Here is a 14832-nt window from a genome sequence, read left to right on the forward strand (position 1 = left end):
GGTTATGTGCTTGTACTCCTATTTCATAATTTTGATTTTGATTATAAACATCATATTCAATATTTTGATTTCGTCGTATGTCCCATTCTTTTCTAATTAATGCTATATCAGATGTTATCGTACACATATTTAAGACTTCTTTTTTGTCCACTGTAATAACTGCTCTCCCTAACTGATCATGTGCTTTACGATAATTAATAATATGAAAATCAATTCTGTCTTTTAACGACTCACAGATATAACCTTTTAATTGTTTCTTTGCTTTACTCCATATTGGTTTGTACATTTCTAAGCTCCCCATTCTATACCAATCTATATGACCCTCTGTTTAGTACATCTTATTTTTAACACTCTCGCCATTCTTCGATAGATAGGCATTCCTTTAAAAAATTTAAGTCATTACAATCAAAGTCATCTATATCTACTTTCTTTACATTAAACTCATTTATATATTTAATACACTCATTAATTGCACTGAAACTTTTATCATTACTGTATCTCCAATTAAATCCCTTCTAACACGAACATTTCCTATTTTTAAAATTGGCATAAATACCTCCATACATACTATATCTCTAGTCTAAAGTAGCTTTAAAAGAATATTACAATATTTAATTTCATTTTCCTTGTAAAACTTAACTAAAAAAACGCTAATCCTTATTAGATTAACGCACCAATTGATTTAAGTGTAATTCTCCATCCTCAACACAAACAAGAACACACACAGCCTTATGCTGCATCTTTTTTGCCCATTATTTTTTTGAATTCCCCGGATCAACCTGAATCCTAACTTGTATTTTTTTTACCGAATCCTCGTTAAAACCTCTTATTGTTTCAATATTCCAACGGTTCAAGTAATATTTATAGGATTTTTCACTTATATTTAAAACATCGGTTTCCAAAAGCTGACCTTTCCTTATTGTATTGACTATATCCCTCTTTATTCTTTTATTTAACTCGTTTTCCACTTCCTTAAGTGGTTGGTTTTTACTATTTAAGCTCAGAATAGCATCCGCTTTTACCACTATTCTATAGGAGGGGTTCTTTCCTTTTAAAACTTCAATTTTTGTTTTTGGGTCTTTTACTCTTACCACAATGTTTTCGGTCCCTATCCGGACAGTAATACCTTGGATTCCACTTTGGAACCATCTTATTCCGCTTAAGTCCTTTTTGCTCAACCATCCTTTATACTGCTGCCCAGAAAACAAATATTCTCCGTTTATCACAGGTATTGATTTTTCTTTTTTTTCCGAAAAATGATTTTTGTCGATAGTTAATGACGGGATAAGAACCGTTCCCACTGGTCGTTCATAACGAGAAATAAATTGGTTATACATTAAAATCGGGAGTACATAATTATATTGGATGATCTTTTTTGGTCGATGGATGATCGAATACAATTGCGGATAATTAAAAAAACTTTGCGTTTGCATTAACGATTTTAGATTCTCTTCTGTACCAAAGAGATAAAAGGTGTAACGTAATAATGGCTGATGATTGATAAGATCAATCACATCCGCCATTTTTTCTTCCATAACTCTTTTACTTAGTATGAAGGTATGAATATGTCCATAGTTTAATGGTAAAGCAGTCGTTTGTTCCAATAACCCAATGGCTGCTGAGATATTATCTCCTTCCGCTTCCCCAATTAAAATAGGTTGCTGTTCCATGGCAGCTCCTTCCTGTTTAGCAATATTCCCAAAATTTAGCCCCTGAACATAGACCTTAAATTTCCCCTCATTATAGTCCACTCCAATAGCGGTAACATAAGTCTCGCCTTCAATTTCCTTTGCCCCAAAACAACCAGTCAAAAGAAACATAAGGTTCATTACAATGATGATAGAAATTAGATTTCTCATGGAAAACTACTCCTTTTGCCTTGTCGTGTCCTTTGGTTTATAAGCAGGATTGCGTTTCTTATACAGCATATAAGGTAATCTGATAAAGGTTTTTATAATCGATGACTTATTTGGAAAGGCAAATGCAGGTATATAGGTTTGTCCGAAACTTTCAAGTGAAAAAGCAAGAGTTACAATGCCAAAAAGGGAAAGAAAAAATCCAAACATCCCGAGCAAGGATGACAGGAAAAGGACGATGTATCGCAGGATGAGCACATTGCCCGATAGGTTTTGGTTGATCAATGTATACCCTGAAATCACGGTAATCGAGATTACTACAAGCATGGACGGAGACGTTAATCCAGCTCGAATCGCCGCATCTCCGATAATCAATCCCCCTAAAACGGCAACAGTTTGTCCAACAGCCTTTGGCAGCCTAAGCCCCGCCTCTTTAAAAAGCTCAAACAAAGTAACCATGATAAAAGCTTCCATAGGGGCTGACAAAGGAAGACCAGTCCTTGAGAGAGAGATCGTTGCTAGCAGGGTATAGGGAATCTGTTCGGTATGAAACGTAACTAAAGCAATATAAAACCCAGGTAAAAATACAGTCGTACCTAAAGCGAATATCCTGAGGAGACGTACGAAACTGATATAAAAAAAACTACTGTGCACATCTTCAGGCGAATTCAACAATTGTGTGAGTGATGTCGGACCTATCAGACAAGTAGGGCTTCCATCTACCAAAATGGCAAATTTCCCTTGATTTAAGGATTTTGCGATATAGTCGGGCCTACCGATAGCGTCCATTATCGGAAAAATCGAATAAGGATGATCATAAAGCATTTCTTCCAATTGATTTCCACTAATTAGAATATCGATAGTAAAAGATTGTAATCTCTTTTGCACTTCCTCCAATATATTAGGATTGATAATATCCTCCATATAAAGCAGTACGACCTTCGTTTTGCTTCTCTCTCCAATCGTATATTCTATACTCTTTAAAGAGGATGTTTTCAGTCTTTGCCGGATAAGTGCCATATTATCGGAGATATTTTCCACGAAACCGTCTCTTGGTCCACGAACAGAAGTTTCCAAATTGGATTCTTCCGGGCTTCTCTTTGGGATATTGGAGACTGAAATCGAAAATACATCGTTTGTTTCCTCATTCAAAATGACTAGTTCTCCCGAAAAAAGCTTTTGTTCTATTTCACCCCTGATATTTTCCGTATCTCCAAGCTTCGTGATCCCAATGAGGCTGCTTTGACATTCAACCGTCAGCGTCCCCTTCTTTTCTAACTCTTCATTTATGTTAGGTAGAATTGTTTCATTAATCACCTTTGTGTCCACTAAATTGGGACAGTACAAAAAAGCTATGGAATAGGCAGAAGTCTTTTCCTTATAGGATTTAATTTGCAGGACAACGTCTGATGAATTTTTGAACCACTCTTTCAAGTTGAGTATCGATGGGTTATTTCCTTTCATAAAGCATCCCCCTTGATTTTTCTACAAATGAACAACAGTCCAACTAATAAAGGTAGAAACACCAGGCTTGCAGGATAATAAATAGAATATAAGAACGAAAAAAAGGAACTAAAATTCCATGGAATTAACACGCTGATGATAAGGAGGATATATAGAAAGAGAAGAATCCAATTCCTCTTTTCATGGCGAACCAATAGTTTGTTTACGATAAACATATATAAACTGATCCGAATAAATGCTCCAGAAAGCCATTGAAAAATCGACAAAAAGTCAAGGCGAGTGATATGGGTACCAATTGTTAGCAATCTCCACTGTTCATATGCAGGGACCTTCAATTTTTCTGCCTCCTCCGCACCAAATTCAACGATCGCTCCTACCAAGGGGCCTAATGCTAAGAAGAAAAGGACGATGCTAACAAGAATTAACGGCTTGATTTTAATCCGGTCTTTTATATAGGGGGTGATGAAAAGAAAATAAATGATTTCAAATGAACTGGCGCATACATATATAATTCCGATAAAGAAATCATTATACCCATGCTCAAAAACAGGAAATAGCATAGTGTAATCCTTATTTTTTATATTTCCAAATCCGACAAAAAACCCAAATATCGAAACGAGAGGAAATAAGAAAATGGATAAGGTGCCTATTGTACGCACTCCTTTTAGTGACGCATAATAGCAGAGAATTGCAAATGGAATAACGACAAAGAAGTCAGGAATGTTAGTTGTGTAATTTGTTTCTGCCCAAACGGCAGTATACTTGAACGTGATAAATGCAGTAAGTATAAAATAAAAGCTAATTAGAAAACGAAGCGAATAGGAAATCAAGGGATGCATTGAAAATAAAAAGGATAACATATTTTTCTGTTCAAACTTTTTATTTAGATAATAAATCAAGACGGTCCAAACGATTAAAGGCACGACACTGCCGATTACTGAGAGCCATGAGTCGCGTTTAGAGACCGTTAAAATCACAGGATGGAGCAATACATGAACCATAAATCCGGTAGACATGATGAGCAGAACATAAATATGTGTAGAGTGAATGACCTTTTGGACCAACCAAATCCCTCTCTTCTAATACAGCCGTAAAAGCTCGGTTCTGAAATGCTCCATTATTTTGCCCTCAATTGGAAAAATTATTAAATTCGGCTTAATTTTGTCTTTTTCAAAATAAACGCTGTTTTAATAAGCGATATCAGTAATGATTTTTCTCGTAATCTGTTAAGGACATTAATTCCCCCCTCCTTCTAGCCTATTATTAATATCTTCATCCGACTCAACGAACCCATTTTCTGTTAACTCAACAAAAACATTGCTATCATATTCATAACTTTCTAAAGAAGAAGGATCTATATTTGCGACTTTCTTTAACATATCATTCACTTCTTTATATTCATCATCTTTAAAAATCCAATAGGTTGCTGAAATAGAAGGACCATTAAACTCATCGTAGGATCGTTGAACAATCGTTTTTAATTTTTCTGCTGTAATACTTTCATCACGTTTCATGACAATTTCAACATGAATATAATCTAGATTCGATTTTTGAAGATAGTCTTCAACTGTCATTCCTTTCGTTATTTCAATAGGTTGTTTCGAATGGATTCTTATCCACGAAGATGCATCTAGCCCTTGCTCTACAATCTCCTTATTAAAAACGGATGCAAATTTATTCATTAAAAGCATTTCTGGGTAATTTTCAACGATGTTTTCTGATTTATCCATTACGGCAGTAAACATTATGTCAGAATCTACTGCTTTCACATATGTCGTCACTGTATCATTACTTTTCGTACCCCATCGTTCCCCTAAATATTTCACTTCAAAGGATTCATTGTATTTTTCGGATAACTTTTCCTCAATGACGTTAGCTGTTTCTTCATTTAAATCACTACATCCTAATAGACTTAATATTGAAATTCCGATTAAAACAATGCTTACTTTTTTTAATAATTTCCTCATATCATATTCCTACTTTCATAAAAAATAGTTAAATCCTTTTCCACGTATTAGGAAAAAGGTTGGAGCAAGAACTAAGAATTCCATATCTCTATACTATAACTATAGTAACAACAACTCGAGAGATAAAAGCTTTAACCTTATCAAACCAATTACCAACATAAAAAAGCCGCCTTTTGTGGCAGCTTGTTCTTAAATAAAATGTCTTCTGAGAAATTAAAAATCTTCTAATTTCATTGTAATGAGAAAAGGTATACTGCCATTTCGATAATTAACAAAGTCAGTTGCGATATCCTTTAGAAAGGCAGGTCCATTTGGACAATACCCGCTGTTTTTTATTCGTAACAAAGCTTTCTTAGCATTTTCAATGATATTATTTTCTTCTGTAACAAAATAGACTCCAACATATTTTCCTTTTTCTTTTTTATAATTGGCTACTTTGTAATTTTCTACTTTTTGATATTTAGTGATTTTTATTTTCTCATTTAAATTATCTTGGACATTTAAAATAATTCCAGAATGGTAACCGTCTAATAAATAGTTCGTTATTATTTCTTCTTGTGACGGTGTTTCTTCTAAATACATATATTCTTCATTATCATCCTTTATAAAAACCCTGTTGTTTCCTATTCGTTTATAATGTTCTAACTCTTGAATTTTCTGACTCAAGGCACTCTCTACGTTAACTAATTCATTAACTTTTTCCCTGATCTTTTGTTTTTGTTCATGTAAGGTTGCAATCCCCTTTGAAATATCCTCCACAGATAGCTGCTTTTTTATTTCTAATAAGGTGAATCCCACACTCTGTAACGCTTTAATCTTACTTAAAATATCTATTTGGTCAGTCGTATAGTATCGGTAGCCATTAGAATCAACTATTGCAGGCTTAAGTAAATCTATTTTGTCATAATAAAATAATGTTTTTTTATTAATATTGCAAATACGGGCAATTTCACCGGTAGATAATTTTCGTTTTCTCATTTTTCTCCTTGAGTATACAGTAAGTGGATACTTTATTTTTATATTATCAGCAAAATGTGGAGAAAAATCAACGTACTAACTGTGTGGAACTACTTTTCTCCATTTACTGATTTAATGCACTATCAAAAGGAAATCTTCTTATTGAAACTACAACAAATTTTATGGAGGACGGATATGCTTAAAGCGCAAAATATTTATATTAGGTTACTTAAATTAGAGGACACCAATGAATTTCTTCAGTTAGAAATGAAGAATCGAGAATTTTTCCAAACATTTACTATGAAACGCTCCCCCGATTATTACACGATAGATTTTCAAAAAGACTTAATGAATCAAAAAATAGAGCGGGCAAAAGTAGATAGTGAATATAATTTTGGAATTTTTAAAATAGAAAATGATGAACTTATAGGAACAATTGGACTTTTTCGTATATTACGTGGGCCTTTGCAGAGTGCAATCGTCGGATATAGTTTAGATAAAAACAATAATGGCAAAGGATATGCGACAGAAGCAGTAAAGCTAATTGTGAACTATGCATTCACAACTCTTAAATTACATAGAATTGAAGCTGGTGTTATGCCTCATAACATCAGTTCAATTAGAGTTCTAGAAAAGGCGGGGTTTGAAAAAGAAGGGATTTCTAAAAAGAATGTAAAAATAAATGGAAGATGGGAGGACCATCAGACTTTGGCAATAATAAATCCAGAGGAATAAGCATTTCCGAAATTACCTATTGCTCATAATGTAATCCACTCTCTTGAATACGGAGGGTGGATCATTTTTTTCTAAAGAGTAAACTTGGCATTTACACTGCCCTTTCAATTCATCACTATCCTTATTGAATTCTACTATTTAATCATGTCCTTTATAAAACTACTGCAACTGTTTGAACAGCAGCATTACTCGAGTCATTTTTCAATGTAAAGGCAAGCGCTTAGCCTTCTTGAATATTTTCATAAAAGGATCTTGTTGAGTCTAAACAAAGAAATATACAATTCATAAAGACAAAAGGTGCCTTATAAGAGCACACCTTTTGTCTTTATCCCTATGAAATTTTGAAGCTATATATTGACCTGTCTAACTTAATCTCTATCAGTTTACAGGAAACATAATAATAGCACCTACACATAGCGCAAAAATACGGAACAGGTACATAGGAACCGAGAACAACCAGAACTCTGGGAGCTTATATTTCCCCATACCTAAAATCATAGCAGGCATACCATCGACTGGCATGTATCCGCCGTTCCATCCAGATATGACAACTGCAGTTGCCGCAGCTGCAGGATTAAGTCCCAAACTAATGCTCGTTGCAATAGCAATTGGCGCAAAGATGTATACAGAACCCATATTTGAACCAGTAAAAGTAGCACATGTACTAGTTAAAAGTGCGAAGATGAAAATAAGCATAAATGGATTGATATTAGTACCCAATGAATTCGCTACAGCCTCTCCGATCATAGCTGTAAATCCGGAGTTAGCCAAAGCGTCAGCAACCCCGATAACACCAGCCATCATAAGGATTACAGGTGCACCCATATTATCTCGAACTTCTTTGAAATCAAGTACGTTAATGATTAGTAAGAATGCTCCTGTAAGGCCAGGGATTACATAGGCTGCATTGCCTATCACGCTCATAAGCATCATACCGATAACACTGACGATAAATGCAACGATGATGCTGTACTCTTTCCATGCAGGTAAAGCCTCAACCTCATTCGTAACCGCTACCTCATCATATTCAGAAGCTTCCGTAATTGGATGATCTGGTAGAAGACGATAAGCAACCAAACTCCATACCAAGAATCCAAGACCTAGGATGAAATTCACAACAGCAAATTTCGACATAGACAGCCCGCCGGTATAACCTGCCGTTTCTAGTACACTGACAGTTACACCATAGAAGAGTGCTACATTGAAAGGAATCAAAGGGTGGTTAGTAGCAAACCCTAAAGGCATGATCAGTTTGGACGTAGGCATTTTTTTATTGTAAGGGATGGTAGATATCAATGATAGAATCAGTACATAGTAACCAGTGGAACCGGCACCTACTAAACTTGCACCAAGCATAACTACCACGAGCAAAAGAACATAGCTCTTATAACCGCCCTTATTTACCAAGGCTAGCATAGAGGACTGAACCTTTCCCATCAAGCTAGTCTTCATTAGTCCCGCCATTACAACCATAAAGCCAGCGATCATGATAACGCTTGGGTTCACGAAGCCTGCGAATGCCTCCTGAACAGTAGACAGACCGGTGACTACTAACAGAAGACAGGCTATGATTGGTGGTGCGCCGAAGGCAAATTTGTTTGACATGATCATGACAATCATCAAGATCAAGATACCAAGGGCAAGAATCATCTGCATTGTCATTTTTCGTTTCTCCTCTCTCTTTCAAAACCAAGTTCATTTGGTTTTATCTCAAAGCAGTCAGGTGATGACACTTCGCTATCATTTTGTAGACTGTAAGCCTAAGCACCTGCTGGGTAATAAAGTCCTACTCTATTTTCTTCCCTTGCACATTCTGCTCGGTGAAGCGAACATAGTTCTCACCTTTAAGTGCTCCATTAGAAGACTGCATCAAGTAAGGACACTCATACTGGCGATTGTTGGTCTTATTCTTATCGCTGGGTAAGGTCTGTCTAAAGCCCGTTTTTATGCATGTAACTATTAAATCTTTTTGTGATAATTTAATTTCTAACTTATTTCTCCAGATGTAGGGTTGTAAACACTTTCATTTTCGCGTTTTTTACCATATATATCCTCAACAGAAAAGCTATTATATTTAACACAGATTCTATTCTTATATGCGTATACTAAATGTAAACGTCCTTTTGCATCTTGATAAATAGTAGGATATTCAAATTGTGAATTATTCGTTTTATTCTCTGCTCCAATGAAGCCTTCTGCGTGTTCAATAATTCGACCGATTGGCCAAGTATTTCCTCCATCTTCAGACACTGAAACTACTACTGGGTTTCTTAATCCAGGCCATGCTACTTTCCCTTTTTCAGGATTATTAGCAGAGTTTGCATTATAGGCAATCGCAATTGCATCGTTATCCAGCTTGATTGCACTTATACTTGAATTATTATTCGGCATGGTTGTTGGCTCAGGCACTGTCCAAGTATCTCCATAATCCGTTGACTCACTTCTATATATATAATCTGCAAATCTACTTCTCATAAATGCCACTAAATGACCAGCTTCTAATTCTATGACATTAGCATGTACCCGTCCGTTACTTTCAGGCATCCGTACTTCTTTCCATGTTTGTCCTTCATCATCTGATACTTGAAATACTGTAGGATCGTTTGTAAGACCTAATTCTGAATCTTCACAAACCCATGTGCTAAATATCCATCTACCATTACTTAAAACTTGAATAGTTTGTCGAGCAAATGTACCAGGCTGGCTAAATAATATTTCTGGTTCAGTCCAATTTTCACCATTGTCGTATGTTTTCTGATATTTAATAATTGACGTAAACTGCATATTATCTTTATCTGGTCGTCGACCTTCCTGAGAAGTATATATTAACCATACTGATTTATCAGGTGCGTGGAAAAATGATGGGTTTTGCTCACTACGCGTATCATCCTGTGAGACAATTTTCGGCTCATTCCACTCCCCTGATTCATGATTAAATTTTGATAAGACAATTGAAATATCTGGACTGCCTTCAAATGAACCTGCAAACCATGCACATAATAAATCTCCATTGTCTAACCTAGTAATAGTTGGTGCATGCGCGGTTGGAAAAGGACCAGATGGAATTAAGGAAAAATCAATATTTGTATAAGCATCATGATATAATTTACCGTTTGGAATGGATTCGTTAATGACTATTTTATTACTCATACTCATCACCTTATCTTTCTCTTTAAATTTGTATACGTTCTCCCCTAAAAGTAAGGGTTTACATTTTCTACAAAAGCTTTAATTGAGATTTCACATTCGATACCCATTGTCTGTGTTTTCGGGGGAACTTAAAGTTATTCCTAAGTGCTAAATGATATTACACGAGGAAATTATCCTTTAAGCCCCCTTAAAACTCTTTTTACATGATTAATATCCTAATTTAATTCTCGATTAAAAACTTCTTTTGGCGACAAATCAGCAGCAGATTGGATGGCTGCAAGCATACTTCTTTCATCAGCTATATTTTTTCCGGCAATATCAAATGCAGTACCATGGTCTACAGAGGTACGAATCACACCACCATTTAAACCAACCGTGATATTAACACCCTCTTCCAAGCCTAATACCTTAATTGGCACATGGCCTTGATCATGGTAGCAGGCAACGACGAGATCAAAATCACCGCGAACTGCTCGGAAAAACAAGGTGTCTGCAGGGTGTGGACCGCTTACATTTATTCCTTCAGCAATAGCTTGCTCAATTCCCGGAACTAGTTTTTCTTCCTCTTCCCCTTCGCCAAACAAGCCATTTTCACCAGCATGTGGATTAATTCCGCAAACTGCGATTCTTGGATCTGTATAGCCAGCACGTGTTAATGTTTCGTGGGCAAGCTTCACCACTTTATACGTCCGTTCTGGCGTAATAGACTGAATCGCTTTAATTAGGCCAACATGTGTCGTCAAATGGATGACCTTTAATTTTGGTGAAGATAACATCATCGAATAATTTACCGTCTCCGTTAATTCTGCAAGGATTTCGGTATGTCCCGGATAAAGATGTCCTCCTTTGTGAAGGGCTTCTTTATTTAATGGTGCGGTACAGATCGATTGAATCTCCTTATTCTTTGCCAGTTCAACAGCCGTCTTCAAATATTGAAAGGCAGCATCTCCCGCTTGTGGTGATAATTCTCCAAAAGGCAGGTCAGCAGGTAGTAAATCTAGATCGATACAATCAATTCTGCCAAATTCAAATTTGCTGTCAGTGACAGACGCAACCGCCACAACGGTTAATGGTGATTTAGTGATACGAATGGCTCTTTCTAGCATTTTCGCATCACCGATCACAACTGGTCGGCAAATGTCATAAACAGCTTGATGACCCAAGGCTTTCACGATAATCTCAGGACCCACTCCTGCGGCATCGCCCATTGTAATCCCTATAATCGGCTTCATCATATTCCCTCCCATGAAGTTTATAAACGGCTTTCAACATGACTTCCTTTGAGCCAAAGTTTCCAGCTTTAGTGACAATAAATAACTCTTTGTCAGTGGATACCCGGCCAAGCGGGACACCTGATTCTACTTCGTCCAGTAAAATAAATTCATTCGCATGTAATTGAAGGAAAACTTGCTGAGCGGTATCTCCTCCAGTTAAAAATAAATACTTTATATCATGAACACGGACCATTTCTGCCGCAAATTCACCTAATACCATTGAAATGATATTACTGATTTCAACAGCATCATATCCCAGTTTCTCGCCGATTTTACGGGTTTCATTCACATTATTCGAAGAGTATAACACTACATTTTCCCCTTGCAAAAACGCCTCTTTAGCCTCGGACAGGATTCGCCTTAATTCCATTGCCTTTAAATCTACCTGTAAAACCTTTCCCGAATCTATTTCCAGTCCAACAGTATCCGAATTGTCCAAAAGATGCTGCAACTGGAACCTCCCTGCTTCACTAACACTGCCAACAACTAAGAGAACAGGTTCATGATGAATAGGGAGAGAAAGCGTTTTTTGAACTTGTTTCATCCCGTAAATCTCTGGTAAATAATTCATTAAACCGGCTGAACCGACCCAAACGACGGAGAAATCGGTCTGGTGAATCAACTCCACTAGCTTTTCCAAATCGGACTCTTGAGCAGAATCAACCGTAATGTAAGAGATATTATTGTTCTTACAATAAACAAGTTTGTCCATGAACGTCTTATATCCTTGATGAATCTCTTGGAATGTAATATGCTCTACCTTCCGCTTTGATTGATTCTCTATTAATCTTTTTATCTCCGAATCCCTGACAGGTGTTTTTGGATCATTTGCCACCTCAGTATGCTCCAATTTAACGTGATTCAAATAATGAATCCCATTGATGACTTTGCGCCCGTTTACCGGAAAGGCTGGGGCAATAATCACGAAATCCGGGGAAAAGGAATCATAGATCGCATTGATTTCCGCCCCAATATTCCCTCTCATGGTCGAGTCAATCTTTTTATAGACCAAGTCAACTTGTCGTGATTTTATCGTGTCACATACCTTTTTCACTCTTTCGTAAGCCTCATATCCGGTAACAGAGCGACTATCTGTATTGTAAATAACTGCGTCATAGTCATGAATTGTTTCAGAATGCTCCTGCACTACAACGGACACGTTTAAACCAAAACGGACTAGCTGCCCTCCACAATCACTTGCCCCCGTTAAATCATCCGAAATGACTGATATTCTCATAATCTGGGATTATAGCAGCTGGCGATAAATCGCTTCAATATCTGCTAAACTTAATTTTTTCGGATTATTATTTAATAAACGGGTGACTTGTGAGGCTGACACAGAAATTTCCGGTAATTCTTCTTCTTTAACACCGTAGTTTTTAAGATCTTGAGGGATTTCCAACACATTGGTCCACTCAATGATTTTCTCCACAACTTTTTCTGCCAATTGGCTATTGGAAAGACCTTGAACGCTGATTCCCATAGGTTCAGCAACTAATGCCAATCGGTCTGTTATCGCATCCATATTGAATTTCATGACATGTGGAAGGAGCATGGAATTTGCCACACCATGTGGAATTTTATACTTTCCTCCTAAAGGATAGGCGAGAGCATGTACGGCTGCTGTTCCTGCACTTGTTAATGCCATCCCACCATACATAGACCCTACTAGCATTTTTTCTCTTGCCTCGATCGATTCTCCATTTTGATATGCTTCCACAATGCTCGAGGAGATTAACCGAATTGACTCTAGCGCAAACATATCACTGATCGGATTTGCTTTTGTTGAAATAAAGGATTCTAAAGAATGGGTAAAGGCATCCATCCCTGTTGCAGCCGTAATTGGCTTAGGTAATTTTAAGGTAAGAACAGGATCAAGAATAACAAGGGTTGGAAGTAAATACTTACTGACAATCCCAACCTTTAATTCTTGGTCAGGCAGGGTGACAATCGCATTTGGCGTAACCTCTGCACCGGTTCCGGAAGTGGTTGGAATCAAAATCGTTGGGACCCCAGGTTTTGCCACAAGGTCAGTTCCTAAAAGCTGCTCAACCGAAGCATTGTTTGTTTTTAATACAGAGAGAATTTTTGTCGTATCAAGAACACTTCCCCCACCGATCCCAATCAATACATCATAATTCTTACTTGCCGTTGCTTCAAATACTTGTTCAATGTTCTCTAATGTAGGTTCTGGCAGAATGTTCGTATTAATATCAACTAAAATTCCTTTAGCTGCCAATTGACTAACTATTTTTTCAGCAAAGCCCAAATCCACCATCGGCGGCTGTGTAATAATCAGCGCAGATGTTACCTCCACTCCTAGTAAATTCAATTTTTCTCCAAGCAATTGGAGTGAATTTGGTCCTGCTACAATATTCTGTGCGGTTTGAAATTGATAAATTGTTTGCATTTCCATCTACCTTTCTAATTCCGTTATATTGGGATTTACCTATCGTTATTTAACTCTCTATATTTTTTGTTGTTTATACAATTCCACCATTTCTGCGACCTTTACTAGCGCATCCCCTGATATCTCAGATACAGGCATTTTTGGCGGTCCTACTGGAACACTATAAAGTTCTACCGCCTTCTTTAATACAGAAGGCAAGGTACCGTATTTAAAGGTGTCACGAAGAGGCTGTAATTTTACCTGATTTTCCTCCGCCGCTTCTATATTCCCCTCTAACCATTTGTTGTAAATTGCAACCACAACATCAGGAATCATATTAGCTGTTGCAGCAACAGCTCCTTTTCCACCTGCCTGTAAGGTTTGGAGAATCAAAGAATCTGTACCGGCAAAAACAGAAAAATCTTCATCCTTTGTTGCATTAATGTAATTCTCGATGTTGGCAAAGCTCCCGCTGCTATCTTTGATTCCTACAATATTGGACACTTTTGCTAGTCGTGCAACGGTTTCAGGCTCAAGATTAACCCCTGTTCTAGCCGGGATATTGTATAAAAGAACTGGCAGGGAAGTACTCTTAGCTACCATTTCGAAATGAACTGCCATTTCCTCTTGTGATGGTGGTATAAAGAACGGAGTAATCAAGGATAAAGCATCCGCGCCAAGCTGCTCCATTTTTTGTGATAAATCAATCGTTTCTTCTGTACTATTACCACCTGTACCAACGATTACAGGTACTCTTCCATTTACTTCCTCGATAACAATCCTAGCAACCTCTAATTTTTCCTCGGTATTTAATAGGTGAAATTCCCCATTAGTTCCAAGAATGAAAAGTCCATGTACACCTGAATCAAGCAAATGATTTGTTAATTGTCTTGTAACAGGTTCATTGACTTTTTGTTCCATTGTTAATGGAGTCAACATAGCTGGAATGATTCCTTTTAGTTCCATATCGTTACACCTTTCTAATTTAAGTGTTTACTTTTTAAACAGTTATAATATCGCTTACATGTTGAATTATAGAT

13 protein-coding genes are annotated in these 14832 nt (G+C 36.9%); 1 reads left to right on the forward strand and 12 read right to left on the reverse strand.

Translation table 11 applies throughout. The features are described 5' to 3' along the window. The 6 genes from HU235_RS25150 to HU235_RS19445 all read right to left on the reverse strand — a co-directional run. Positions 1-286, reverse strand: a 286-nt coding sequence (locus HU235_RS25150; protein WP_459213479.1) for an SF0329 family protein, incomplete at its 3' end; no start/stop codon positions are given. A 466-nt stretch (positions 287-752) separates the two neighbouring features. Further along, positions 753-1859: a Ger(x)C family spore germination protein gene (locus HU235_RS19425; RefSeq protein WP_174881281.1), complete on the reverse strand. Its 1107-nt coding sequence runs from the start codon at positions 1857-1859 to the stop codon at positions 753-755. Between the two features lie 6 nt (positions 1860-1865). Continuing rightward, positions 1866-3320 (reverse strand): spore germination protein, encoded by a 1455-nt coding sequence (locus HU235_RS19430; RefSeq protein ID WP_174881282.1) that lies wholly within the window; start codon positions 3318-3320, stop codon positions 1866-1868. After that, positions 3317-4384, reverse strand: coding sequence for an endospore germination permease (locus HU235_RS19435; RefSeq protein WP_174881283.1), 1068 nt, complete (start codon positions 4382-4384; stop codon positions 3317-3319). The genes HU235_RS19430 and HU235_RS19435 overlap by 4 nt, the downstream gene beginning before the upstream one ends. Before the next feature lie 171 nt (positions 4385-4555). Further along, positions 4556-5287: a hypothetical protein gene (locus HU235_RS19440; RefSeq protein WP_174881284.1), complete on the reverse strand. Its 732-nt coding sequence runs from the start codon at positions 5285-5287 to the stop codon at positions 4556-4558. A 213-nt stretch (positions 5288-5500) separates the two neighbouring features. Next, the gene (locus tag HU235_RS19445) at positions 5501-6265 is read right to left on the reverse strand and encodes a MerR family transcriptional regulator (protein ID WP_174881285.1); all 765 of its coding nucleotides are present in this window, start codon (positions 6263-6265) and stop codon (positions 5501-5503) included. A gap of 174 nt (positions 6266-6439) precedes the next feature. On the opposite strand from HU235_RS19445, the gene HU235_RS19450 reads away from it, so the two are divergent. Further along, on the forward strand, positions 6440-6979 hold the full coding sequence (locus tag HU235_RS19450; RefSeq protein ID WP_174881286.1) for a GNAT family N-acetyltransferase: 540 nt from the start codon (positions 6440-6442) through the stop codon (positions 6977-6979). Between the two features lie 378 nt (positions 6980-7357). Here the strand turns inward: HU235_RS19450 and HU235_RS19455 are convergent, their stop codons facing one another. From HU235_RS19455 to dapA, 6 genes are all read right to left on the reverse strand, one after another. Next, positions 7358-8641, reverse strand: a complete 1284-nt coding sequence (locus HU235_RS19455; RefSeq protein ID WP_174881287.1) for an SLC13 family permease — start codon at positions 8639-8641, stop codon at positions 7358-7360. Between the two features lie 324 nt (positions 8642-8965). After that, positions 8966-10129, reverse strand: coding sequence for a sialidase family protein (locus HU235_RS19460; RefSeq protein WP_174881288.1), 1164 nt, complete (start codon positions 10127-10129; stop codon positions 8966-8968). 215 nt (positions 10130-10344) lie between these two features. Beyond that, positions 10345-11361: a 4-hydroxythreonine-4-phosphate dehydrogenase PdxA gene (gene pdxA / locus HU235_RS19465; RefSeq protein ID WP_095303008.1), complete on the reverse strand. Its 1017-nt coding sequence runs from the start codon at positions 11359-11361 to the stop codon at positions 10345-10347. Further along, positions 11309-12640, reverse strand: a complete 1332-nt coding sequence (locus HU235_RS19470; protein ID WP_174881289.1) for a four-carbon acid sugar kinase family protein — start codon at positions 12638-12640, stop codon at positions 11309-11311. Before HU235_RS19470 ends, pdxA begins: the two co-directional genes overlap by 53 nt. A gap of 9 nt (positions 12641-12649) precedes the next feature. After that, the gene (locus tag HU235_RS19475) at positions 12650-13813 is read right to left on the reverse strand and encodes an iron-containing alcohol dehydrogenase (RefSeq protein WP_095303010.1); all 1164 of its coding nucleotides are present in this window, start codon (positions 13811-13813) and stop codon (positions 12650-12652) included. A gap of 57 nt (positions 13814-13870) precedes the next feature. Next, a complete protein-coding gene (gene dapA / locus HU235_RS19480) occupies positions 13871-14758 on the reverse strand; it encodes a 4-hydroxy-tetrahydrodipicolinate synthase (protein WP_095303011.1) in 888 nt (295 codons plus the stop codon). Positions 14759-14832 lie beyond the last annotated feature (74 nt).

The sequence above is a fragment of the Metabacillus niabensis genome (assembly GCF_902829255.1).
In the GTDB taxonomy this organism is placed as follows: Bacteria; Bacillota; Bacilli; order Bacillales; family Bacillaceae; genus Metabacillus; species Metabacillus niabensis.